The organism is Bacillus sp. SRL543, from assembly GCF_984799205.1.
This window is the reverse complement of the sequence record NZ_OZ481794.1, coordinates 3,354,440-3,377,790: the sequence shown is the minus strand read 5'-3', so window position 1 is coordinate 3,377,790 and position 23,351 is coordinate 3,354,440. Positions and strand designations below refer to the sequence as shown.

General features: G+C 46.9%; 22 protein-coding genes. 19 read left to right on the top strand and 3 right to left on the bottom strand.

What is annotated here, in order from left to right; translation table 11 throughout:
* Nucleotides 1-37 precede the first annotated feature (37 nt).
* From spoIIIAE to AC4E8B_RS17290, 4 genes are read left to right on the top strand one after another with little or no spacing between them, the layout of a single operon-like run.
* Nucleotides 38-1,237 carry a stage III sporulation protein AE gene (spoIIIAE, locus tag AC4E8B_RS17305; protein ID WP_490214568.1) on the top strand — a complete coding sequence of 400 codons (1,200 nt, stop codon included), beginning with the start codon at nucleotides 38-40 and terminating at the stop codon, nucleotides 1,235-1,237.
* Nucleotides 1,238-1,247: 10 nt separating this feature from the next.
* Complete coding sequence (gene spoIIIAF / locus AC4E8B_RS17300) at nucleotides 1,248-1,868, top strand: stage III sporulation protein AF (RefSeq protein WP_490214567.1); 621 nt, start codon at nucleotides 1,248-1,250, stop codon at nucleotides 1,866-1,868.
* Entirely contained in the window at nucleotides 1,868-2,533 is a 666-nt protein-coding gene (gene spoIIIAG, locus AC4E8B_RS17295; protein WP_490214566.1) for a stage III sporulation protein AG, read from the top strand. Before spoIIIAF ends, spoIIIAG begins: the two co-directional genes overlap by 1 nt.
* A 1-nt stretch (nucleotide 2,534) precedes the next feature.
* Nucleotides 2,535-3,098 (top strand): SpoIIIAH-like family protein, encoded by a 564-nt coding sequence (locus AC4E8B_RS17290; protein WP_490214565.1) that lies wholly within the window; start codon nucleotides 2,535-2,537, stop codon nucleotides 3,096-3,098.
* A 437-nt stretch (nucleotides 3,099-3,535) separates the two neighbouring features.
* Here AC4E8B_RS17290 and AC4E8B_RS17285 read toward each other — a convergent pair whose 3' ends face one another.
* The gene (locus tag AC4E8B_RS17285; RefSeq protein ID WP_490219759.1) at nucleotides 3,536-4,135 is read right to left on the bottom strand and encodes a methyl-accepting chemotaxis protein; all 600 of its coding nucleotides are present in this window, start codon (nucleotides 4,133-4,135) and stop codon (nucleotides 3,536-3,538) included.
* Nucleotides 4,136-5,242: 1,107 nt separating this feature from the next.
* Between AC4E8B_RS17285 and accB the strand changes: the two genes are divergently transcribed.
* The 14 genes from accB (at nucleotide 5,243) to AC4E8B_RS17215 (ending at nucleotide 20,448) form a co-directional block, all read left to right on the top strand.
* Entirely contained in the window at nucleotides 5,243-5,734 is a 492-nt protein-coding gene (accB, locus tag AC4E8B_RS17280) for an acetyl-CoA carboxylase biotin carboxyl carrier protein (protein WP_490214564.1), read from the top strand.
* Nucleotides 5,735-5,746: 12 nt separating this feature from the next.
* Nucleotides 5,747-7,105, top strand: coding sequence for an acetyl-CoA carboxylase biotin carboxylase subunit (accC, locus tag AC4E8B_RS17275; protein ID WP_490214563.1), 1,359 nt, complete (start codon nucleotides 5,747-5,749; stop codon nucleotides 7,103-7,105).
* 14 nt (nucleotides 7,106-7,119) lie between these two features.
* Nucleotides 7,120-7,524 (top strand): Asp23/Gls24 family envelope stress response protein, encoded by a 405-nt coding sequence (locus AC4E8B_RS17270; RefSeq protein WP_490214562.1) that lies wholly within the window; start codon nucleotides 7,120-7,122, stop codon nucleotides 7,522-7,524.
* A 218-nt stretch (nucleotides 7,525-7,742) separates the two neighbouring features.
* Nucleotides 7,743-8,135, top strand: a complete 393-nt coding sequence (gene nusB, locus AC4E8B_RS17265; protein WP_490214561.1) for a transcription antitermination factor NusB — start codon at nucleotides 7,743-7,745, stop codon at nucleotides 8,133-8,135.
* A gap of 201 nt (nucleotides 8,136-8,336) precedes the next feature.
* Nucleotides 8,337-9,677: an exodeoxyribonuclease VII large subunit gene (xseA, locus tag AC4E8B_RS17260; RefSeq protein ID WP_490214560.1), complete on the top strand. Its 1,341-nt coding sequence runs from the start codon at nucleotides 8,337-8,339 to the stop codon at nucleotides 9,675-9,677.
* Nucleotides 9,678-9,682: 5 nt separating this feature from the next.
* On the top strand, nucleotides 9,683-9,916 hold the full coding sequence (locus AC4E8B_RS17255) for an exodeoxyribonuclease VII small subunit (RefSeq protein ID WP_490214559.1): 234 nt from the start codon (nucleotides 9,683-9,685) through the stop codon (nucleotides 9,914-9,916).
* Complete coding sequence (locus AC4E8B_RS17250; RefSeq protein WP_490214558.1) at nucleotides 9,916-10,812, top strand: polyprenyl synthetase family protein; 897 nt, start codon at nucleotides 9,916-9,918, stop codon at nucleotides 10,810-10,812. Before AC4E8B_RS17255 ends, AC4E8B_RS17250 begins: the two co-directional genes overlap by 1 nt.
* 303 nt (nucleotides 10,813-11,115) lie before the next feature.
* Entirely contained in the window at nucleotides 11,116-13,008 is a 1,893-nt protein-coding gene (dxs, locus tag AC4E8B_RS17245; protein ID WP_490214557.1) for a 1-deoxy-D-xylulose-5-phosphate synthase, read from the top strand.
* 3 nt (nucleotides 13,009-13,011) lie between these two features.
* Complete coding sequence (locus tag AC4E8B_RS17240; protein ID WP_490214556.1) at nucleotides 13,012-13,857, top strand: TlyA family RNA methyltransferase; 846 nt, start codon at nucleotides 13,012-13,014, stop codon at nucleotides 13,855-13,857.
* A 156-nt stretch (nucleotides 13,858-14,013) separates the two neighbouring features.
* Entirely contained in the window at nucleotides 14,014-14,463 is a 450-nt protein-coding gene (gene ahrC, locus AC4E8B_RS17235) for a transcriptional regulator AhrC/ArgR (protein ID WP_009794964.1), read from the top strand.
* Nucleotides 14,464-14,479: 16 nt separating this feature from the next.
* On the top strand, nucleotides 14,480-16,171 hold the full coding sequence (gene recN / locus AC4E8B_RS17230; protein WP_490214555.1) for a DNA repair protein RecN: 1,692 nt from the start codon (nucleotides 14,480-14,482) through the stop codon (nucleotides 16,169-16,171).
* A 112-nt stretch (nucleotides 16,172-16,283) separates the two neighbouring features.
* Complete coding sequence (gene spoIVB / locus AC4E8B_RS17225; RefSeq protein ID WP_490214554.1) at nucleotides 16,284-17,579, top strand: SpoIVB peptidase; 1,296 nt, start codon at nucleotides 16,284-16,286, stop codon at nucleotides 17,577-17,579.
* Nucleotides 17,580-17,847: 268 nt separating this feature from the next.
* On the top strand, nucleotides 17,848-18,639 hold the full coding sequence (spo0A, locus tag AC4E8B_RS17220; protein WP_490214553.1) for a sporulation transcription factor Spo0A: 792 nt from the start codon (nucleotides 17,848-17,850) through the stop codon (nucleotides 18,637-18,639).
* A gap of 234 nt (nucleotides 18,640-18,873) precedes the next feature.
* Nucleotides 18,874-20,448, top strand: a complete 1,575-nt coding sequence (locus AC4E8B_RS17215) for a flagellar assembly protein A (protein WP_490214552.1) — start codon at nucleotides 18,874-18,876, stop codon at nucleotides 20,446-20,448.
* A gap of 6 nt (nucleotides 20,449-20,454) precedes the next feature.
* Here the strand turns inward: AC4E8B_RS17215 and AC4E8B_RS17210 are convergent, their stop codons facing one another.
* Together AC4E8B_RS17210 and AC4E8B_RS17205 are read right to left on the bottom strand one after the other, a co-directional pair.
* Nucleotides 20,455-20,589 carry a YycC family protein gene (locus AC4E8B_RS17210; protein ID WP_490214551.1) on the bottom strand — a complete coding sequence of 45 codons (135 nt, stop codon included), beginning with the start codon at nucleotides 20,587-20,589 and terminating at the stop codon, nucleotides 20,455-20,457.
* 164 nt (nucleotides 20,590-20,753) lie between these two features.
* Nucleotides 20,754-21,014: a DUF2627 domain-containing protein gene (locus AC4E8B_RS17205; RefSeq protein ID WP_490214550.1), complete on the bottom strand. Its 261-nt coding sequence runs from the start codon at nucleotides 21,012-21,014 to the stop codon at nucleotides 20,754-20,756.
* Between the two features lie 146 nt (nucleotides 21,015-21,160).
* Here AC4E8B_RS17205 and AC4E8B_RS17200 point away from each other — a divergent pair, with 146 nt between their 5' ends.
* Nucleotides 21,161-23,239 (top strand): sigma 54-interacting transcriptional regulator, encoded by a 2,079-nt coding sequence (locus AC4E8B_RS17200; protein ID WP_490219757.1) that lies wholly within the window; start codon nucleotides 21,161-21,163, stop codon nucleotides 23,237-23,239.
* Nucleotides 23,240-23,351 lie beyond the last annotated feature (112 nt).

Sequence of the window (23,351 nt, the reverse complement as noted above, 5' to 3'; positions counted from 1 at the left end):
GCCACAGCAATCATGTTTCTTTAAATGAGGTGAAAAGATGAAGCAGCGGCTGCCGTTTATTTTTCTACTAATATTTCTTGCCATCTTCTGTGTGATGCCAGGTGTACAAGCCTCTGATGAAAATGAAGAAGAGAGCGGGCCAAGGGGGGCTGAAGCACTTGTTGAGGTTCAGCTTGAAACCCTTGAACTTGATGAGCTGAAGGGCTTTTGGGAAAAGGTTTCAACCGAATATGGCGGCTTTTTGCCGGAAAGCCAGAAAGGCAGTTTATATGAATTTATAAAAGGAGATAAAGAGTTCTCCCTGAAAGAGTGGATGCTCGGGGGGATGAAATTTCTCTTTCATGAGTTCCTTGTAAATGGAAAGCTTCTCGGGTCTCTCATCATCCTTACAGTTTTCAGCATGTTTCTGCAGTCACTGCAGAATTCCTTTGAAAAAAGCTCTGTGAGCAAGGCGGCTTATTCCATCATATTCATGGTTCTGGTGATCATCGCGCTGAACAGCTTTCGCGTTGCGGTAGATTACAGCATTGAAGCCATCAGCACGATGACTTCCTTCATTCTGGCACTGGTCCCGCTCCTATTGGCTCTGATCGCCTCATCGGGGGGGCTGGTATCAGCTGCATTTTTCCATCCTGTCATCCTGTTTTTAATGAATATAAGCGGGCTGTTCATTCAATATGCAGTGCTGCCTCTTCTCTTTCTTTCGGCAATTCTCAGCATCGTAAGTGTTCTATCAGAAAATTACAAGGTGACACAGCTTGCCAATCTTCTGCGGAACTGGAGCATAGGCCTCTTGGGTCTCTTTGTGACCATATTCCTCGGGGTTATCTCGGTACAGGGAGCTTCAGCAGCGATTACAGATGGAGTGACCTTAAGGACCGCAAAATTCATCACTGGGAATTTCATCCCGGTGATCGGCAGGATGTTCACAGATGCCACTGATACGGTTATCAGTGCCTCCGTTCTTCTGAAAAATACAGTCGGGATAGCAGGAGTCGCAATCCTGCTGATCATCGCAGCGTTTCCGGCAATCAAGATCCTTATGATTGCGTTTATATATAAATTTGCAGCAGCTGTTCTCCAGCCGCTCGGCGGGGGCCCGGTCATCGCCTGCCTTGACATCATCAGCAAGAGCGTCATTTATGTATTTGCGGCACTCGCCCTTGTGTCTCTTATGTTTTTCTTAAGCATAACCGTCATAATCGCTGCAGGAAATCTGACCATGATGATGAGATAGGGAGGCCGAAATGGATTTTATAAAAGAATGGGTCACAAACATCATTTTATTTGTGCTGCTGGCAACCGTCGTGGATATGCTCCTCCCGAATTCAAGTTTGCAGAAGTATACCAAAATGGTGACAGGGCTTTTGCTGATCACCATCATCCTCTCACCGGTCCTCAAGCTGTTTACGCAGGATTTTGAAGAAGCCATTGGGAAAATCAATGTCTTTGAAACAGCGGAAGATCATAATATGGAAAATTTAATAGAAATGAAGAAAAAAGAAATACAAGCTTCATCCAGTGCATATATTTTAGAAGAAATGGCTGTCCTATTGAAAACGGACGCAGAAAAGGAGTTGATGGACCAGTACGGATTGGAAATTGCAGATGTACATTTAATTGTGGACAAAAATGATCAGAGCGCCTTCCCTGAAAATCTGCAGAAGGTCACGATCCAGCTAAGGCAGCAGAATCCTGAAGAAGAAGCAGCCGAAGTGGTCTCTATGGTAGAAATCAATACGAATCAACCTCTTCCATCAAGCACAGTAACAGATGAATCAACGGATATCGCTTCACTTCTTGCTCAAAAATGGAATATCAAGGAAGAATCTATCGAAGTCATGATAGAAGGGGGGAACAAAAGATAATGGACAATGAAAAGGGGCCGCTGGCTTGGATAAAGAAACACCTTATGGGAAGCGGTGAAAATAAGAAGCAGGGAAAATATCAATATTTGCTGATCGCCTTATTATTTGGAGCGGCGATCATGCTCATCAGCAGTTCCTTCTTCAAGGATGAAGCAGCGGGCGGTGTGCTTCCGGCCTTCAGCAGCGAGGAAGGGAAGGAAGCTGAAGAAGTCCCGGCCTTTGGCCAGAAAAAAACGGACGGGAACGGGGCCATCACTGATTATGAGAAAGCCTATGAAGCACAGCTGAAGGAAGCGCTTGATTCAATTATCGGGGTTGATGATGTCACAGTTGTGGTGAATGTGGATGCTACCGAGAAGAAGGTTCTGGAAAAAAACTCCACAACCCAGTCCCAAACCACTGATGAAACCGATCGGGAGGGCGGGAAAAGGAAAGTGGAGGATTTGTCCAAGGAAGAACAGCTGGTGATCATCAGAGATGGAGAAAAAGAGGTTCCGATAGTGGTAGAAACGAAGAAGCCTGCCATACGGGGGGTACTCGTCGTTGCTAAAGGGGCCGATAATATACAAGTAAAAAAATGGATCATCGAAGCAGTAACGCGGTCGCTGGATGTACCAAGTCACCGGGTTGCTGTAATGCCTAAAAAAACTAAGGGGGAATCCTGAAATGCTATTGAAAAAACAAACAGTCTGGCTTTTAACAATGCTGAGTTTAGTCGTCGTGCTCTCTGTCTACTACATTACTACTCCTGAACAGAAGAGCAATGATCTGGCAGCAGTCGAGGAAAAGGCAAATGAAGAAACCGCAGGTGCAAAAGAGTCTTCTGCTGAAGAAACAGCTTCCGAGGACGGAGAAACAGTCATCTCTGGGGTTGCCAGCGATGAAATGTTCGAAACGCTCAGGATGCAGATGGAAGATGAACGCAGCCGGATGGAAGAGGAACTGACCAATGTCATGGCATCCACAGATCTTTCCGCTGAAGAACGAAACGAAGCGAAGGAAAAAATCGATCAGCTTAGAGATGTCGCACAGAAAGAAATCCTCCTGGAAACAGTCATCAAAGCCATGGACTATGAAGACGTCCTTGTAAGGGCAGACGGCGAAAAAGTCCGCATCACCATCAAATCAAAAGACCACTCGCCAACAGCCGCCAACGAAATCATCCAAATGGTAAAAGGCGAAATCCCGCAGCTCCAGGTAGCATCAGTAGAATTTGAACCTGGGAAATAAGAAAAGCGGAAAAGCCTTGCTCACTAAGGTACGCGGACTAAGAACGCCACGTCCTGTGGCAACGTCCGCATGACCCACATCCTGTGGCAACGTCCGCATGACCCACATCCTGTGGGCCTCAAGCTTAAGACGAGCAGAGCGGAAGGTTGTTCTTTAACCTTCTGATCTGATTGGCTTAAGACTCGAGGCTCTAGCCGCCCAAATCGGTTATTGAACAATACGGTGCTTATCTTCAACAACGTGCTATTTTTATAAAAAGCTCAGAGCATAACAGCTCAGAGCTTTTTTGTGTGCTGATTTCACTGCTGACGAGTCTGCGAAAAGCACTGCCAATTCGCACTTTATACTTAAAAACCGATCCTGTTAATCTAAGGGTGCGCTGCCTTCTTTTCCTCTTTAACATATTGGGATAAATAGGGAATTCAAACTGGAGATTCCTACTTTTTCTGAAACTCCACCAGATCCTCCAGTGAATGATGCGCCTTTTTTATAGATGAGAAAATATTTTCGTTTTGTTTTGCCTGCTCGCTGACAGTGGCGGAAAGCTCCTCGAGAGCGGCGCTGGCCTGTTCGATCACTGAGCTGAATTCTGTGACAGCAGTTCCTATCGAATGGGAGGATTCCTTGATTTGCCTTGTCATGGAACTGGATCTGGCAATATCCTCTTTTAGCCTGCTGAAAGCTGTAAAAATCTCTCCAAACGCCTTTTGTGTGTCGGAGGTGAGGGTCAGGTTGCCGGTAATGGTTTCTCCTGCAATCCCGAGATCTGCTTTGGCGGCTTCTGTCTCTGATATAACCTGGTGCAGATTTTCAGCAATCATGATGGCCGTTTTCCTTGTCAGTTCTGCAAGCTTTCTGACTTCATCTGCCACTACGGCAAATCCCTTTCCGCTCTCTCCGGCCCGTGCAGCCTCGATGGACGCATTCAATGCCAGCATATTGGTTTGAGATGCTATCTCCTGGATTGAATCGGTAAATGCAGATGTGTCTTTTATCCGAAGTGACAGACTGCTCATCTTCTCGATCGCATGCTGCATTTCCTTATAGGATACACTCATTTCTTCTGCCAGCAGGCTGACCAGCGAATCGCCTGTTTGGGTGATAAGCTCTGCAGCTGCTGCATCCTGATGAAGCTTTTCTGACAGGATCGTAGTATCTTCTGCCTGCTTGTTGGCATGGGCCAGGGAGTGGTTGATTCCCATGATTGCCTCGGCCTGGGTCTGCATCCCAGCTGAAACTTCGGCGATCGAATGGGACATGGCGAATGCAGCCTCAAAATTTTGGCCGCTCCTTTCTTTCACTTGTTCAATCATTTCATAAATATCAGCTGTGCTCTTGCCGATCGCCTTTCTGATTTCCAGGTCGCTAATCAGCAGCTGTTCGGTCTTTTCCTGAGAAAGGACAATATTCTCGGCCAGCTTGCGGGATATGGAGAACTGAAAAGACAGGAGTACTGTTACCAAAAGATAGAGGAGATAAATGGTCACATAATTTTTCGTTTCCAAAGTAAGGATTTCGTGATGCTGTGCTGTGAAGGCTGTAATGATTCCGGTTCCGAGCGTAAATGCCAGCCACAGCATGAATGTATCCATATAGATAGCTGCAGCGGCAATGATAAAATATACGAGAAAGAAAGCGGTTGGCGAAACACTGTTTTCCATGATGATGAACATGACCGCAGCAATCAGGAAAATGCTTGTATATGGGACAATATGAATGGCGGATGGAATGCGGTGCAGCATCCATACAATGCAGAGGCCGATGCCCCCGGCAATCAGGATGGCCAGGATGACAGCGGGTTCCTTTTTCATTATAGTATCTACAGCTGCAGCTAAGATAACGCTTACAAAAGTAGATTTGACAATTAGTGAATTTTTTCGTGCCAAATCTTCCCTTTTTATGCTCTCGAGCTTTTCCATTATGGTGTCCTCCGTCGAAATAAGTCTAATGGTGTAAGATTTCGCTGCATGCGGGCAAATATCCTTCGCGGAATTTCACAAAAATTGAAAAAAACATTAAAATAAGAGGGAAGAAACCAAAAAGGTCCTTCAGCTTGAAAGAAGCCGGTTGAACTTTGGTGTGGTCTTATCGTATGATATTAGTATCTAGTCATAATTTTTTTAGGACAAGGGGTGCCGAATGGTATGTTAAAAGTACAAGAAATACGCGAGCTGATTAAGCTTGTCGATCAGTCTACTATTGATGAATTTGAATATGAGCATGAAGGATCTAAAATAAAAATGAAAAAAAGCGTGGCAGCAGAGGCTGCTGCTGTTCAGCCTGCGGCAGTTCAAAGAGCCGTTGAGATCCCTGTCCAGCAGCCTGCAGCTCCGATTCAGGAGGCAGCTCCGGCTGCCGTCCAGGAAGCTCCAAAAGAAAGTGTCCAGGATGCTGACTTACATAAAATTACCTCGCCAATGGTGGGAACTTTCTATGCATCTCCGTCTCCTGATGCTGATGTGTACGTCAAGGCGGGTTCAAAAGTATCCAAGGATTCTGTAGTATGCATCGTTGAAGCAATGAAGCTGTTCAACGAAATCGAAGCAGAAGTGAATGGGGAAATTGTGGAAATTCTGGTGAAAGACGGCCAGCTGGTTGAATACGGACAGCCATTATTTTTGGTGAAGCCTGAGTAAGGAGCGCTTTCAATGATAAAAAAATTATTAATTGCAAACAGAGGGGAAATTGCTGTACGGATCATCCGTGCCTGCAAGGAAATGGAAATAGAATCTGTTGCTGTCTATTCGGAAGCTGATAAAGAAGCATTGCATGTACAATTGGCGGACGAAGCATACTGCATCGGCCCGACAGCCTCCAAAGACAGCTATCTTAACTTTACGAATATCATTAGTGTTGCTAAACTGACAGGGTGTGATGCCATCCATCCCGGATATGGGTTCCTGGCTGAGAATGCTGCCTTTGCAGAATTGTGCCGTGAATGCAACATCATTTTTGTAGGCCCGACTCCTGAAGCCATCAATAAGATGGGAACGAAGGACGTTGCCCGTGAAACAATGAGGGAAGCGGGAGTGCCGATTGTGCCCGGTTCACAGGGTGTCATTAAAGATGTGGAGGACGCCAAGGCGCTGGCCGGAAAGATTCATTATCCCGTCATCATCAAGGCAACAGCCGGCGGAGGGGGAAAAGGCATCCGTGTCGCCCGCACCGAGGAAGAACTGGTTAAGGGGATCAATATCACCCAGCAGGAGGCGCTTACTGCTTTTGGCAATCCTGGCGTTTACATTGAAAAATATATTGAAGATTTCCGCCATGTGGAAATTCAGGTGCTTGCTGATAATTATGGCAATACGCTTCATTTGGGCGAGAGGGATTGTTCTATTCAAAGAAGGCTTCAAAAGCTTCTTGAAGAGACGCCATCTCCTGCACTTGACGGAGAAATCCGTGAAGAAATGGGGGCGGCCGCCGTTAAAGCTGCAAAAGCGGTTGATTATACAGGCGCTGGCACTGTAGAATTTATATATGACTATCAGAACCGCAAGTTCTATTTCATGGAAATGAACACAAGGATACAGGTAGAGCATCCTGTTACAGAAATGGTGACGGGGGTCGATCTGATCAAAGAACAGATCAAGGTGGCATCCGGTGAAAAGCTTGCCCTTCGCCAGGATGAAGTTACTTTTAACGGCTGGGCGATCGAATGCAGGATCAATGCGGAAAACCCGGAGAAGAACTTCATGCCTTCAGCCGGAAGGATCAGCATGTACCTCCCTCCAGGAGGCCTTGGCGTCCGGGTCGATTCTGCAGCTTATCCGGGCTATATGATCCCGCCTTATTATGACAGCATGATTGCAAAGGTCATTACGTATGGCAGCAGCCGGGAAGAAGCCATCTCCCGCATGAAGAGGGCTTTAGGCGAATTTGTGGTCGAAGGTGTGCACACGACCATTCCATTCCATCTTAAGCTGCTCAGCCACGAGAAATTTGTGGAAGGACAGTTCAATACCAAGTTCCTTGAGATGTACGAAGTAATGAAGTCTGAAGATTAACCGGAGGTGCTGTAATGAGCGAGAACATTTTGGAAATGAGCCAGGGAAATACTGGGCATGGAAAAGTAGAAATAGCTCCTGAAGTCATTGAAGTGATTGCAGGAATCGCTGCCTCTGAGGTAGAAGGGGTTGCACAGATGCGCGGCAATTTCGCCTCGGGAGTCGTCGAGCGTTTAGGCAAGAAAAATCATGGTAAAGGCGTCAAGGTTGAATTGGCTGAGGATGGAATCAAGGTAGAGGTGTATTGCCTGATGAAATTCGGCATTTCCATCCCTGCCGTCGCCCAGGAAATCCAGGATAATATCCGCCAGGCCCTATTGAACATGACTGCGCTTGAAGCACAGGAAATCAATATTCATGTGGTTGGCATATTATTTGAAAACCAGAAGATTGAGCCTGAAATCGAACAGGAAATTTAATCAGAAGAGCCAAAGACAGCTTATGTCTTTGGCTCTTTCTATATACCTGACCTGAAGCAGGATATAGATTTTTCTTGCTGATGCATAAAAAAAACACCTATGAATATCAGGCATAATGGCAAAAATATTGGTGAAGGCTGTGCGAACCTGCTTTACTTATGCTATTATCTTCTTATGTTTATTTGGACAAAGATGCCTAAAAGGAGTTAAAGAATATAATGAAAAGAAGAACAGCGAGAGAAAAAGCATTACAGGCCCTGTTTCAGATTGATGTGAGCCAGGCAGACCCTACTGAAGCAATCGACCATGTGCTTGAGGGAGAAGAAGGCGACGACTATCTGACATTTCTGGTAACCGGTGTACTGGAAAATAAAGACGAAATCGACAGTATGATCAAACAGTATCTTGAGAAATGGAAGCTGGAACGCCTTGCGACAGTTGATCGCAACCTCCTCCGCCAAGGGGTATATGAGCTGAAATACAGCAAAGATGTCCCGGCGAATGTGGTCATTGACGAGGCGATTGAAATTGCGAAGATTTTTGGCGATGACAAGTCCAGCCGTTTCATCAATGGCGTCCTCTCTAAAGTGAAGGATAGCCTGGAGTCTTAAAATCCTGCCTGTCCGGCCGGACCGAATTATTGAGTGCCCTGTCTCTATCCAGTTTAAATGTGCGATATGCCAATTTTCAGCCGTTATGGCGTGACGGATGGCCTTATTTAAACTTATAATAGGGAAGGGCTTTTTACGCTGTTTAGACAGAACAAACAGCGAATTGCATGTGGATACCCAGCCCTTTAAAAGGAGTATGCTATGAAGGAACAGCGTTATCTGACTGTAGGCGCTCTTACTATATACATAAAACGAAAATTCGACCATGACCCGCATTTGCAGGAGATATTTGTCAAAGGCGAAATCTCTAATTTTAAGAGGCATTCAAGCGGACATATGTATTTCACACTGAAGGATGAAAAATCCCGGATCCTGGCAGTCATGTTTTCCCGTTCGGCGCGTTCAGTGAAGTTTGAGCCTGAGAACGGGATGAAGGTTCTGATCAGCGGTGAAATCTCCGTATACGAGCCGAGCGGACAGTATCAGATTTATGTAAAGCAGATGCAGCCGGATGGTGTAGGGGATCTTTTCCTTGCCTATGAGCAGCTGAAGGAAAGGCTCCAGAAAGAGGGGCTGTTTGCTTCGGAGCGCAAAAGGCCAATCCCGAGATTTCCGAAAACGGTTGGGGTTATAACGTCTCCGACAGGCGCTGCAGTAAGAGATATCATCACGACAATAAAGCGGCGCTTTCCAATTGCCAATATATTGATTTATCCAGCACTTGTGCAGGGCACTCAGGCGGCTCCTTCCGTCGCCCGTGCCATCGGACTTGCAAACAGCCAGGGCGATGCAGATGTTCTGATTGTCGGGCGCGGCGGAGGTTCAATCGAAGAGCTGTGGGCCTTTAATGAGGAGCAGGTGGCAAGGGCGATAGTCGGATCGGCCATCCCGATCATATCGGCTGTCGGGCATGAAACTGACTTCACGATTGCTGATTTTGCCGCAGACCGCCGGGCGCCGACCCCGACCGGGGCAGCCGAGATAGCGGTTCCCCATATCGATGAATTGGCTGAACGGATTTTAAACCGCAAGTCCAGGGTTATCAGGGCGATGAAGGAAAGGGCAGTCCTGCAGCGGGAACGCCTGGGCAGGCTGCAGAAATCTTATGCCTTCCGCTACCCTCAGCGGTTATATGAACAAAAGCTTGAACAGGCTGACAGGATGACGGAACAGCTTAAAAGGAGCGCAGGCCGGCTGGCCGAGCTGAAGGGCGAGGAGCATGACAGGCTGCTGCAGAGGCTGCTGAGGAATCATCCGGAAGACTTGTACAACGAAGCAAAGGAAACCCACTTACGGGGCAACAGGGCACTTGGCAGGGCTATGAAAGAGGTTCTGATCAAAAAGCAGAAGGAATTCGGCGGAATGATTTCAACACTTGAAGCGCTTAGCCCGCTGAAGATTATGGACAGGGGCTACAGCCTGGCCTACAGCGGGGAGGGCAAGCTCTTGAAGAGCGTCTCCCAGGTCGAAGAGGGCGATGATGTCCAGGTGAAATTGGCAGATGGAACTTTTAATTGCAGAGTGACAGGCAAAGAGGAGTGATGGAAATGGCTGCAGAAGAAAAACTCACGTTTGAAGAAGCGATGAAAAAGCTTGAAGGAATTGTAGAAAAGCTGGAAGAAGGCGATGTGCCGCTCGAAGAGGCCATAGCCATTTATAAACAGGGCATGGAACTGTCGAAGATGTGCCATGACAAGCTGCAAAGAGTGGAAGAACAGCTGACGGAGGTTCTGACAGAAGAAGGCAAGAAAGAACCGTTTGTCATCGAGGAGGAGGAGTAATGGTGCCGAATGTACAGCTTGATTCTTTTTCAGAGGTCCATATAAAGATGCTTGAGCGTGAGCTTGACGAAAGCATTGGAAGGCTGGCTGCCCCTGAGGTGCTGAAGAAGGCCATGCAATATTCACTGCAGGCCGGGGGCAAGAGGATCCGCCCGCTTCTGGTTTTTGCTACGCTGAAGGCTTTCGGGGAAGATACAAAAAAAGGCCTGCTGGCTGCGGCAGCTGTGGAGATGATACATACATACTCCCTTATACATGATGATCTGCCAAGCATGGACGATGACGATCTCAGGCGGGGGAAGCCGACCAGCCACAAGGTGTTTGGCGAGGCAAATGCCATTCTTGCGGGAGACGCCTTGCTGACTTACAGCTTCCAGCTTCTTGCACAGATAGCTCCAGAGCATGCAGGCGCAGAAGCGAAGCTGGCCCTCATAAATGAGCTGGCCAAGGCTTCGGGTGCTGAAGGCATGGTCGGCGGCCAGACCGCAGATATAGAAGGCGAGGACAAACAGCTGGACCTTGGAGAGCTTGAATACATACATGTGCACAAAACTGGAAAGCTGCTTGCGTTCAGCGTTGCTGCAGGAGCCATTCTTTCACGTGCCGATGAAAGCCAATTGAGGAGCCTGAATGAATTTGCCCACCATCTTGGCCTCGCTTTTCAAATCAGGGATGATATCCTTGACCTGGAGGGGAATGAAGAGGTCCTTGGTAAGCCTATTGGCAGTGATGAGACCAATAATAAGAGCACCTACCCATCCATCCTTACAATGGAAGGGGCGAATCGTGCCCTTGAGGATCATATAGAGCTGGCAAAAGCCCGGCTCCAGGAAACCGGCCTTGATATCCAGCTGTTAGAAGAAATAACCAATCTGGTAGCGAACAGAGATCATTAAAGTCTTCTTTGGCAGTTCCCGACGATACTGTCACAACTGCCGGATATGATAAAGAAGCCGTTTGCCGCATCGGGCCGACGGTTTTTTCTTTGCTCCGGGAACAGCGATTGCAGCCCGTCATCAGGCAGGATGGAACATCCCAAAAGGGAAATCAGTTGGAAAATCGGGTGCAATACGGTACTCTTATGGTACAATGCAGGGAATATGCTATATTTTGTTGAGGAAAATTGTCATATCGTTATAATAAAAGAGAACTAATAATAGCAGAGTATTAAAAAGAAACGAAAGTGAGTGGTCCAAGCAATGGATCTATTATCAATTAAAGACCCTTCGTTTTTAAAAGGGCTCACAAATAAAGAACTGGAAGATCTAAGCCAGGATATCAGGAATTTTCTTATAGAAAAACTTTCAGTGACAGGCGGGCATATCGGACCCAACCTTGGGGTCGTTGAACTGACGATCGCCCTCCATAAATGCTTTGAAAGCCCGAAGGATAAATTTCTCTGGGATGTGGGGCATCAGTCTTATGTCCACAAAATCCTTACAGGGAGAGCCTGTGAATTCGACACGCTCAGGCAATATAAGGGTCTTTGCGGCTTTCCAAAGAGGATTGAAAGCGAGCATGATGTGTGGGAGACAGGTCACAGCTCGACTTCTTTATCAGCAGCCATGGGCATGGTCATTGCGAGGGATTTGAAGAAAGAGGACTCCCATATCGTCCCGATCATCGGTGATGGCGCATTGACAGGCGGAATGGCGCTCGAAGCGCTCAATCATATCGGCCATGAACAAAAGAATATGATTGTCATCCTCAATGATAATGAAATGTCAATCGCACCAAATGTCGGAGCACTCCACAATGTGCTTGGCAAACTGAGGACAGCAGGCAAGTACCAGTGGGTGAAGGATGAGCTTGAGCTGCTTCTTAAAAAGATTCCTGCGGTCGGCGGAAAGCTTGCAACAACTGCGGAGAGAGTTAAGGACAGCTTGAAATATCTCCTGGTTTCCGGCATGTTTTTTGAGGAAATGGGCTTTACGTACCTTGGCCCGATCGACGGCCATAATTATGAGGAGCTGTTTGAAACGCTCAGCTATGCAAAGAAAACCGAAGGACCGGTCCTATTGCATGTAATAACCAAGAAGGGGAAAGGCTATTCCCCAGCTGAAAGCGATAAAATCGGGACATGGCACGGGACAGGCCCATACAAAATCGACACAGGTGATTTCGTCAAGCCGATCAACCCGCCTCCTGCCTGGAGCAAGCTTGTCAGCGAAACGGTCAGGAAACTGGCGAGAAAGGACAGCAGGATCGTAGCCATCACCCCTGCCATGCCGGTCGGGTCCAAGCTTGAAGGCTTTGCCGGCGAGTTCCCGGACCGCATGTTTGATGTGGGGATAGCAGAGCAGCATGCTGCAACTGTCGCAGCAGGGCTTGCCACACAAAATATGAAGCCTTTCCTGGCTATCTATTCAACCTTCCTGCAGCGCGCCTATGACCAGGTGGTGCATGACATCTGCCGCCAAAACCTGAATGTCTTCATCGGAATCGACCGTGCGGGCCTTGTCGGTGCTGACGGCGAAACCCATCAGGGCGTCTTTGATATCGCCTTCCTAAGGCATGTGCCGAACCTGGTGCTGATGATGCCGAAAGATGAAAATGAAGGACAGCACATGGTCAACACCGCTCTTGCATATGATGACGGCCCGATTGCGATGCGCTTCCCGAGAGGCAACGGAATCGGCGTGCCAATGGATGAGAACCTGATTAAGATTCCTATCGGCACATGGGAGGTACTGAAGGAAGGGGACGATGCTGCAATCCTTACCTTTGGGACAACCATCCCGATGGCGATGGAAGCAGCAGCACTGCTTGAAAGGCAGGGCTACTCTATAAAAGTGGTCAACGCCAGGTTCATCAAGCCGCTTGACAAGAAAATGATGTCGGAAATATTAAGCTTGAATATGCCGATACTAACAATAGAAGAAGCCATCCTGCAGGGCGGATTCGGAAGCGCCGTCCTTGAGTTTGCCCATGAAAACGGGTTCCATCAGGCTGCAATCGAACGGATGGGCATCCCTGATGAGTACATTGAACATGGAAGCGTCAAAGAACTGCTGGAAGAAATCGGCCTGACTACTGAGATGGCTGTACAAAAGCTCGCAAAGCTGGCGAGAAAAAAACAAAAAAGGGCTTAACAGATGAAAAGTAAGAAAGAACGTTTAGATGTATTGCTGGTAGAAAGAGGGCTTATCGAGACAAGGGAAAAGGCGAAGCGCGCTATTATGGCCGGACTGGTGTATACCAATGAAAGCCGCCTCGATAAGCCTGGAGAAAAGGTCGGAGCCGATATTCCGCTGACTGTGAAGGGCAAGCTGATCCCTTATGTCAGCCGCGGCGGACTGAAGCTGGAAAAGGCGATCAAAGAGTTTGATGTGGACATTTCCGGCAAGGTGCTTCTGGATATAGGGGCATCGACCGGCGGCTTTACTGACTGCGCGCTGCAGAATGGGGCGAAAATGTCATATGCACTGGATGTAGGCTATAATCAGCTTGCCTGGAAACTGAGGCAGGACGAACGCGTGGAGGTAATGGAAAGGACGAACTTCCGCTATGTGACGCCTGCCGACCTGGCCGGGGAGATGCCTGATTTTGCATCGATTGATGTATCGTTTATAAGCTTGAAGCTTATTTTGCCTGTTCTAAGAACTCTGCTGGTTTCCGGGAGTGATATCATCGCGCTCGTAAAGCCGCAGTTCGAAGCAGGACGCGAGCAGGTCGGCAAAAAAGGGATTGTCCGCGATCACAAGGTCCATGCAGACGTCATTGACCGCATGATCCGCTTTTCCCTGGAACAGGGCTATGATGTCAGAAATCTTTCCTATTCCCCTATTACTGGCGGAGACGGCAATATCGAATTCCTTCTCCACCTCAGGTGGGAAGGGGAAAAGGAAAAAGGTGAAAATGAACTTTCTTTCTCCGTCGATGACGTTGTCAGGGAAGCTCATTTGGAATTAAAATCTAAGCAGCAGAAAGAAGAGGAATAAGCATCAGCTTATTCTTTTTTTTCGGCCCGTCCATCCCGGATCATGGCGCTTATTGGCGATTCCTGCTGCCTCTTGCAGAAAAAATTGTACATTCAGCGGAAAATCGGCTAACATATGGATAGAAATCAGGTTTCGACTGCCTATAGAGGTGATAAAGTGAATAAAGGACAACGCCATATTAAAATAAGAGATATTATTGCCAATAATGATATTGAAACACAGGACGATCTTGTAGACGAGCTGAAAAATGCCGGTTTTAATGTGACACAGGCTACTGTGTCAAGGGATATAAAAGAACTGCATCTTGTGAAGGTTCCTTTGATGGATGGAAGATACAAATACAGCCTGCCGGCGGATCAAAGGTTCAATCCCCTGCAGAAGCTCAAACGCAATTTAATGGATGCTTTCGTCCGGATCGATACCGCCGGCCATTTGCTTGTTATGAAAACGCTGCCCGGTAATGCGATGGCAATCGGCGCACTGATAGATAATCTTGACTGGGAAGAAATTCTGGGAACGATATGCGGCGACGATACTTGCCTGATCATCTGCAAAACACCTGAAGATACTGAAGTGATATCCAACCGCTTCATCGATATGCTTTAAATTGGGGTGAAAATCTTTGCTAAGTGAATTATCCATTAAAAATTTCGCTATTATAGAAGCCCTTTCTGTTTCTTTTGAAAAGGGCTTAACTGTATTGACGGGGGAAACAGGGGCAGGCAAATCGATCATCATCGATGCCATCCACCTTTTAGTGGGAGGCCGGGGCTCTTCGGAGTTTGTACGGCACGGCGAACAAAAAGCTGAAATCGAAGGGCTTTTCCAAATTGAGGGCCCTGATCATCCTTGCAGCAAAAAAACAAGGGAATTCGGGATTGAGATTGAGGACGGGATGGTTGTCCTTCGCCGGGATATATCACGGACAGGCAAGAGTGTGTGCCGGGTGAACGGAAAGCTTGTGACGATTGCGGCACTCCGCGAGATCGGCTCGACCATCATCGACATCCATGGCCAGCATGAGCACCAGGAATTAATGGATGATACCCTGCATTTATCCTTGCTTGATCAGTTCGGATCTGAGGAAATCATGCCGGCCCTGCACGAATACCGGGAAGTATTCCAATCTTATGAACAAACAGCCAGGAAGCTCAAGAGCCTGAGCGAAAATGAACAGCAGATGGCCCACCGGCTTGATCTGATTCAATTTCAGCAGGAGGAAATTGAGGCAGCCGGACTGAAAATCAACGAAGACGAAGAGCTTTATGAAGAAAAAACGAAGCTCGGGAATTTTGAACGGATTTATGACAGCATGCAGGCTGGCTATACAGCCCTGCAAGGGGAGCAGAAGGGGCTGGACTGGATCGGCCTTGTCATGGGCCATCTGCAGGAGGCAGCTGAACTGGACCCTGAATACAAGGAAATGGCCGATGCTGTATCCAACAGTTTCTATATGCTAGAGGATGTCTCAAGCAGCCTGAGGAGCAAGCTCGATTTTCTTGAATATGATCCTGCCAGGCTGAATGAAATTGAAGACAGACTGACGGAAATCAATCAGCTGAAAAGAAAATACGGCAAAACAATCGAGGAAATCCTTGAATATGCTTCAGGGATAGAAGAAGAAATCGAGACGCTGCAGAATAAGGAAACACATATTGACCAGCTTCAAAAGGAACTTTCTTCCCTCCAGAAGGACTTGAACCTTGAAGCTGAGCAATTAAGCAGACTGCGCAGAAAGAGTGCAAAGAAACTTACCTCTCTCATCCATAAGGAATTGAAAGAGCTGTATATGTCGAAGACGGTCTTTGAAGTGAATTTCGAGGAATTATCCAGCCGGGGCTTCCACCGCAACGGTGCTGACAAGATAGAATTTTATATCTCAACCAATCCGGGCGAGCCGCTCAAGCCCCTTTCCAAAGTCGCCTCAGGCGGTGAGCTCTCCAGGATCATGCTGGCTCTGAAAAGCATTTTCTCGAAGCATCAGGGCGTCACATCGATTATTTTCGATGAGGTTGATACAGGAGTCAGCGGACGGGTCGCACAGGCCATTGCGGAGAAAATCCACCATGTTTCCAGGGATTCACAGGTGCTCTGCATTTCCCACCTTCCCCAGGTTGCTGCAATGGCAGATACACATCTTTTCATCGCAAAGTCTACGCGTGACGGCAGAACCAAAACTACAGTGAAGCCGCTCAATTCTGATGATAAAATCAAGGAAATCGGCCGGATGATATCCGGGGTCGAAATCACTGATTTGACGAAAGAGCATGCAAAAGAATTGCTTCAGCTTGCACAGCAAATAAAAATAACTTGAAAAGCTATCCAAAGAGGGTAGCTTTTTTTATATTGGCAAAGGTTATAAATGCTCACTAAGGAGGCAAAATTAAAGATGTAGCCATTTGACGTGTGGACTAGAAGCGAGGAGAGTGAAGGTTTTGAATTTAGAGCTACTAAGAAGAATAATTGGTGGAATTCTCCTTGTTTCATTAATTGCAGCAGGGTTTTCCAAACCCTTTCAAGAATATATCAGCATCCCCAAAGAGATTACCCTATTTGAAGGTGAAACATACAATTTCAGCAAGGCGGCTCCAGTTTCAGCATCATTGAGTACAGAAGCAGCAGTAGCCCTTACGCAAGAGGGGCGCCATGTTGCCTTGGAAGGAAAAAAGAATGGAAAAGATGAAATGCTGCTTGAGCTGGCAGGATTTCCGGTAAAAAAAGTTGATGTAAATGTATTGAGGGATTTTAAAGTCATTCCCGGCGGCCAGTCGATCGGGGTCAAGCTGAACACGGTCGGGGTGCTGGTTGTCGGCCATCATCTCGTGGATGCAAAAGACGGCAAAGCGTCACCGGGCGAAACAGCAGGAATTAAAGTAGGAGATACCATCACCCAGATAAACGGCCAAAATATTGAGAAGATGTCTGACGTAGCGCCTTTTGTACAGGAAGCCGGGCAGACGGGTAACCCAATGAAGATAACACTTACTAGAGAAAATGGGAAAATCAGCACCGAATTGACGCCACTCAAAGATAAGGTGGAAAATAACTTTAAGCTGGGCCTGTATATAAGGGATTCTGCAGCAGGGATCGGCACTATGACCTTTTACCATCCAGGGTCTATGAAGTACGGGGCCCTCGGCCATGTCATCAGTGATATGGATACTAAAAAACCTATCGTCGTCGATGATGGACAAATTGTCCGTTCGACTGTTACATCCATTGAAAAAGGAAGCAACGGAAATCCGGGTGAAAAGCTCGCGAGATTTTCTTCAGATAAACAGGTGATTGGAAATATTAAAAGAAACAGCCCATTTGGCATTTTTGGGGAACTGAACAGCGGCATGAAAAACGGCGTTCTTGATAAGCCGATGCCTATAGCGCTTTCACATCAGGTAAAAGAGGGGCCGGCTCAAATTCTTACGGTGGTGGATGATGATGAGGTCGACCTGTTTGATATTGAAATTGTCAGCACGATACCTCAGAAGTTCCCGGCCACGAAAGGGATGGTCATAAAAGTGACAGATCCCGAACTTCTTGATAAGACCGGCGGGATTGTCCAGGGGATGAGCGGAAGCCCGATCATCCAAAATGAAAAGGTTGTCGGGGCAGTCACGCATGTGTTCGTTAATGATCCTACCAGCGGGTACGGCGTCCATATCGAGTGGATGCTCAATGAAGCAGGAATAGACATTTATGAAAAAAGCGAAGAAAAAGCAAGCTGAAATATACAGATGAAGAAGGCATGCAGCAAGCAAGCCTTCTTTTTCTTTGTCCAATCTAAAGAATAATCGACAAAAACAAGCTAAATTATTGCCGGGTTTGCGAATAAAGTCGAATGAGGAAGAAAACAGAAGAAAAATAAAGGTTTTATCAGGTTTTTAAGAAAAATTCAAAAAACAAAAGGAATTTCGGTTGCATTGTCGAATTTGTCATTTAGAATAGAATTAGATAGAAAAGAGACCACAAATGGATTTGAGGAGGAAACAATACGTGAAAAAAATAAAAGTATGTATCGTGGATGACAATCGCGAGCTTGTCGGGCTTCTGGAAGAATATATCGCATCCCAGGAGGATATGGAAGTGACCGGGGTGGCCCATAATGGCCAGGATTGCCTGGAGGTGCTGGAAGAAACTGAACCGGACGTTCTTGTCCTTGATATAATCATGCCTCATCTGGATGGGCTTGGAGTGCTCGAAAAGCTGCGTGAATCGCGCAGGTCAACAATGCCGAACGTCATCATGCTTACAGCTTTCGGCCAGGAGGATGTAACGACAAAAGCAGTGGATCTGGGGGCTTCGTATTTCATCCTCAAACCATTTGATATGGAGAATCTCGCCGGTCATATCCGCCAGGTAAGCGGCAAATCCAACCAGGTTATCCGCAAATCACAGTCATCCGCCTACAGGAGCCACACGGAATCCAAGCCTAAGAACCTTGATGCAAGCATTACGAGCATTATTCATGAAATTGGCGTGCCTGCACATATCAAAGGCTATTTATATTTACGGGAAGCGATCTCCATGGTGTATAACGATATTGAACTGCTCGGATCCATTACAAAGGTGCTTTACCCGGATATCGCCAAAAAATATAACACAACTGCCAGCAGGGTGGAAAGGGCGATCCGCCATGCGATCGAGGTGGCATGGAGCAGGGGGAATATCGATTCAATTTCTTCTCTTTTCGGCTACACTGTAAGCATGACAAAAGCGAAGCCTACCAACTCTGAATTCATCGCCATGGTCGCTGATAAGCTGCGCCTGGAGCATAAAGCTTCTTGAAAGGGCTAGGCATTATTTAAGGTTTTTTTATTTTCTGCCGCGATTGCCTGAAAGAAGACCTTAAAAATGAAATCATATACTTATAAAGGGAAGCATTCCGTTCCGGGGTGCTTTTTATTATGGGCAAAAAAGGTTGGATAATGGCGAAAATTCTGTGTATTAAAGCATAATCCTGCCAAAATGCCTATATTTCGGCTATACTTAATATAAAATGCCTATGGAAGGAATAGTCCTATGGAGATATTTTCTAATGAATCGATAAAAATCGAAAGTGAAGAGGATGAAGTTTATATAACCGTTATGAAAACGGGCTATTCTTTAAAAACCATGGAAAAAGAACTATTCGATTATCCCAGGATCTCAATAACGAAGTTTTTGGTGCTGAAAGAAGCGCTTGAACTGGCTGAATCTGAAAGAAAGCTGGTTGGTGAGCTGAAGCCCCTGGCAGCTGTAAGCCTGTCTAAGGACAGGATGGAAGCAACGGTGCGGCTAAACTGCACAGAAGCTTTTCTTAGAGAAGAATTTGCGGCTGTAACCGGTCAAATATCGTCGCAGCTCCAAGGATTTGGGGTGAAACATGCTATTCATGAGGATGTGCTGAGAAATATCCCTGTGCAGAAGGATGCCGTCATTGCAAGGGGGCTTCCCCCGCAGCATGGAAGCGATGCCCTCGTCTGCTATTTTGAGCAGAGTGAAAGGAAGCCGGCAATAAGAGAGGATGGTACAGCGAATTTTTATGATATGAATTTCATTGACGAAGTCCAAGAAGGGGACTGGCTCGGAGAAAAGATTCCTGCGGGTAATGGGGTTTTTGGAGAGACGCTGACAGGGGACCCGGTTCCTCCGTTAAAAGGAAAAGATAAAAAACTGCTTTATGACAAAAAAACAGTAAAAGCCTGTGAAGAGGAGGGTAAAATGGTGCTGAGGGCATTATGCGACGGTGTTGTCACATTCCGGGGCGGCAAAGTTTCAGTCGGGCGCCATCTGGTCATACAAGGCGATGCGGGCCCGGAAACAGGCAATATCGAATTTGACGGAAGCATCACAGTCAAGGGCATTGTCAAGCCGGGCTACAGCGTCAAGGCTTCACTTGATATCTCGATATTAGGGGAGCTCGGCGTCAGCGGATTTGAGGAAATAGCCTCGGAAAAAGGGGACATTTTTATTAAAGGGGGCGCGTTCGGACAGGGGGCAGGCAGGATAAATGCTGGAAAAAACATTTATATTAAGCATTCTAACGAATGCAGCCTGACAGCTGGCGGTGATATTCATATCGGCTACTATTCAATCGGCGGAATCCTGAAAGGAAGAAACATCTTTGCTGATGAAAGGAAGGGGAAGCTGATTGGAGGCCTGATCGAGGCAAAAGGCAGGGTCCAGGCAGGAATCATCGGCAACAGGCTGGAAAGGAAAACGATCATACAGATTGAAGGGTTTGACAGAAGTACAGTCAATGAAGAACTGGAGACACTCCTTCTTGCTTATAGAAAAAGGGCCGCTGAAGTGGAAAAAGGCAAAAAGCAGCTTGAAATTTTCGAACAATACATAAATCAGCTGAGCGATGCGCAGCAAAAGCAATATGAACAGACATTAAGCCTGTTCGAGAGGCAGATGGAGGAAATCGCCGTGCTTGACCACCAAAGGAAGATATTGATGGGTCTGCTTGAGACGAAAGGAGAAGGTGAAGTATCCATCCTGCAGGTAGCTTATCCGGAAACGCAGCTCCAGATCAAAAGCCTTTCAAGAAAGCTGGATACTTCAGTCAGGGGCACCTTCTATGCTGTCAGGAACAGCATGCATTTCGAATAATCTCCATCAATCCTTTTTTTCGAGTTCCATCATCTTCTGGATTAAAATATGCTGCGGCATATGCATGATCTGCTCTAAAGGAAGCTTGAGCTTCTCGGCAAGCTTGATTGCCGTTTCGGGAGAAATTTCCAATGGCTTCATCTCCGTCCCTCCCTTCTGAAAAATTTGCTGCACAAATAAAAATCTCAGTAAAAATGTTTAACTGCAAAGAACAGCACCCCGGCAGCAGAGCGGGGTGCTGATTCTTTTTATGATGAGGCTCTGATCCAAATATCCAGCGCTGCTGTGATGCCTCTTGTATATAATCAATCAGCTCTTTTCGCCTGAACCCTCTCTCTTCTAAAGCGGTCCTGCACCTTATTCCTTTTTCGGTCGCGGTACAGTATGAAGCCGGCAACAAATCCAAGCCCCAGCAAAAAGAAGAGCAGTCCAGCCAGGAATTGAAGCCATAAATAGGGGAAAGGACTCTGGAGAATGCCGAATACCATATCCCTCATCAATTTAACGCCAATGGCAGCAATAAAGCCGGGTATCAATAAAATGACTAATGCAGCAATTCTTATCATATTCTGCCCCTTATAAAAAAGTCTCTTCATCGGTAATGATAAATTATAGAAGAAATTTGTCAAGCATAGAGAAAAAAACTACAATAGTATTGAAAGATCTTGCAGACTATCAGTGAAAAAAACTTCGTATGAAGGTAGGGACAGCCATGCAAACAGTTATGATAGTCGGTGCCGGTAAAGGCGGAACGGCCATTTTGCGGCTCCTGAGAGAAACGGCGGTCCTTGATGTGTCAGCGGTTGTCGATATCAATGCCAACGCGCCGGGAATCCAGCTTGCCCGCCTGGAAGGGATTCGGACAGGTCCGGATTGGAAAGAATACATAAAAGAAGATCCAGATATCATCATTGAAGTGACAGGTGAAGAAAAGGTTTTTATTGACCTCAGGGAAGCACGGTCGAAAAATACTGTGCTTATACCCGGCAGTGTAGCCTTTCTCATCAGCAAGCTGCTAGAGGAGAAAGAAGAGCTTATCGGGGAATTTAAAAATGAAACATATAAGCATGACCTGATTTTTAATTCCACTGACGACGGGATGGTCGTTGTCAACAGGGAAGGCGGTATTATCCTTTTTAATCGAAGCGCCGAAAGGATGACAGGCATTCCGGGGGAGGAAGCGATCGGGAGGCATGTCCTTGATGTCATACCAGGGAGCGGCCTTCCTGGAATATTGGAATCGAAAAGAACAGAGCTGAATCAGGAGCTGGTACTTGCCAACGGGCTGGAAATCATAACAACAAGAATTCCGATGATTGGTGAAAAAGGTGAGCTGATCGGTGCGTTTTCTGTATTTAAGGATATTTCCGAAGTAGTCAGTCTTGCCGAGGAAATCACAGACCTGAAAGAAATCCAGACCATGCTCCAGGCTATAATCCAGTCGAGCGATGAAGCAATCTCGGTTGTGGACGAAAATGGCAAGGGGCTGCTGATCAATCCTGCTTATACAAGGATTACCGGGCTGACAGAGGAGCAGGTGATCGGACAGCCGGCGACGGCGGACATCTCTGAAGGGGAAAGTGTACATATGAAGGTCCTTCAATCCAGAAGGGCGGTGCGGGGAGCGGCAATGAGGGTCGGACCCAACAAGAAGGAAGTGGTTGTCAATGTTGCTCCGGTAATAGTGGATGGGAAGCTGAAGGGAAGCGTCGGGGTCATCCATGATGTGTCTGAAATCAAAAGCCTGAACAGGGAGCTCACACGTGCAAGGCAAATTATCCGTACGCTTGAGGCCAAGTATGCCTTTGAGGATATCATCGGCACATCAGAAGAAATGACACTGGCGATTGAACAGGCCAAGCTGGGGGCGAAAACGCCCGCAACCATTCTTCTCAGGGGAGAGTCCGGGACGGGGAAGGAATTGTTTGCCCATGCCATCCACAATGCAAGCGGAAGAAAATACAATAAATTTATAAGGGTCAACTGCGCGGCCCTATCGGAATCCCTGCTGGAAAGCGAGCTTTTTGGCTATGAGGAGGGTGCATTTTCCGGTGCCAAGCGGGGCGGGAAGCGCGGACTTTTTGAAGAGGCCAACAACGGCAGCATTTTCCTGGATGAAATCGGCGAGATGACAGCCAATACGCAGGCCAAGCTGCTTAGGGTGCTGCAGGAGAATGAAATCACACGTGTTGGCGGCACAAAGCCGATTCCGATAAATGTAAGGGTCATTGCAGCCACCAATGTCAATCTGGAAAAAGGAATTGCTGCCGGGACTTTTCGCGAGGATTTATATTACCGGATTAACCGGATGCCGATCCAAATTCCCCCATTGAGAAATCGGAAACAGGATATTCCCCAGCTCTGCAGCAGGCTTATCCAAAAGATCAACCAGGAATATGGGCGCAATGTTGATAGGGCTTCGGAACAAACCATTTCTGCCCTTATGTCCTATGACTGGCCGGGCAATGTAAGGGAACTGGATAATATTCTTGGCCGGGCCATCATTTTCATGGGCTATCATGAAACCGAAATCGAAATCAGGCATCTTCCTGAGATGATCCTGGGGCGGCATGGGGGAGAGGCGGATGCCAGCTCACTGCTGGAAGATCACGGCGGCACCAGCGCCTCGCTCGCCGAGCTTGTTGAGAGCTTTGAAGCGTCCATGATCAAAAGGACGCTTGAAAAGCATAAGGGCAATAAAACAGCAGCAGCCAAAAGCCTGGGGTTGTCTGTAAGAAATTTGTATTATAAGCTTGAAAAATATAACCTTGCAAATAATAGCATGCAATAATTTTCATACCATGAAAAATTTTTCATGTTCTTTAGTGTGATGAATAAAGCGTTTTCAGTAAATGCAGGCTGGCACGGTTCTTGCATAATAGAATATTGGTGTCGCAGCATTT

Bases quoted from the DNA above. Each gene is read 5' to 3' on its own strand.
- spoIIIAE (WP_490214568.1), top strand. From the start codon at position 38: ATGAAGCAGCGGCTGCCGTTTATTTTTCTACTAATATTTCTTGCCATC.
- spoIIIAF (WP_490214567.1), top strand. From the start codon at position 1,248: ATGGATTTTATAAAAGAATGGGTCACAAACATCATTTTATTTGTGCTG.
- spoIIIAG (WP_490214566.1), top strand. From the start codon at position 1,868: ATGGACAATGAAAAGGGGCCGCTGGCTTGGATAAAGAAACACCTTATG.
- AC4E8B_RS17290 (WP_490214565.1), top strand. From the start codon at position 2,535: ATGCTATTGAAAAAACAAACAGTCTGGCTTTTAACAATGCTGAGTTTA.
- AC4E8B_RS17285 (WP_490219759.1), bottom strand. From the start codon at position 4,135: ATGCAGCATGCGATCGAGAAGATGAGCAGTCTGTCACTTCGGATAAAA.
- accB (WP_490214564.1), top strand. From the start codon at position 5,243: ATGTTAAAAGTACAAGAAATACGCGAGCTGATTAAGCTTGTCGATCAG.
- accC (WP_490214563.1), top strand. From the start codon at position 5,747: ATGATAAAAAAATTATTAATTGCAAACAGAGGGGAAATTGCTGTACGG.
- AC4E8B_RS17270 (WP_490214562.1), top strand. From the start codon at position 7,120: ATGAGCGAGAACATTTTGGAAATGAGCCAGGGAAATACTGGGCATGGA.
- nusB (WP_490214561.1), top strand. From the start codon at position 7,743: ATGAAAAGAAGAACAGCGAGAGAAAAAGCATTACAGGCCCTGTTTCAG.
- xseA (WP_490214560.1), top strand. From the start codon at position 8,337: ATGAAGGAACAGCGTTATCTGACTGTAGGCGCTCTTACTATATACATA.
- AC4E8B_RS17255 (WP_490214559.1), top strand. From the start codon at position 9,683: ATGGCTGCAGAAGAAAAACTCACGTTTGAAGAAGCGATGAAAAAGCTT.
- AC4E8B_RS17250 (WP_490214558.1), top strand. From the start codon at position 9,916: ATGGTGCCGAATGTACAGCTTGATTCTTTTTCAGAGGTCCATATAAAG.
- dxs (WP_490214557.1), top strand. From the start codon at position 11,116: ATGGATCTATTATCAATTAAAGACCCTTCGTTTTTAAAAGGGCTCACA.
- AC4E8B_RS17240 (WP_490214556.1), top strand. From the start codon at position 13,012: ATGAAAAGTAAGAAAGAACGTTTAGATGTATTGCTGGTAGAAAGAGGG.
- AC4E8B_RS17215 (WP_490214552.1), top strand. From the start codon at position 18,874: ATGGAGATATTTTCTAATGAATCGATAAAAATCGAAAGTGAAGAGGAT.
- AC4E8B_RS17210 (WP_490214551.1), bottom strand. From the start codon at position 20,589: ATGAAGCCATTGGAAATTTCTCCCGAAACGGCAATCAAGCTTGCCGAG.
- AC4E8B_RS17205 (WP_490214550.1), bottom strand. From the start codon at position 21,014: ATGATAAGAATTGCTGCATTAGTCATTTTATTGATACCCGGCTTTATT.
- AC4E8B_RS17200 (WP_490219757.1), top strand. From the start codon at position 21,161: ATGCAAACAGTTATGATAGTCGGTGCCGGTAAAGGCGGAACGGCCATT.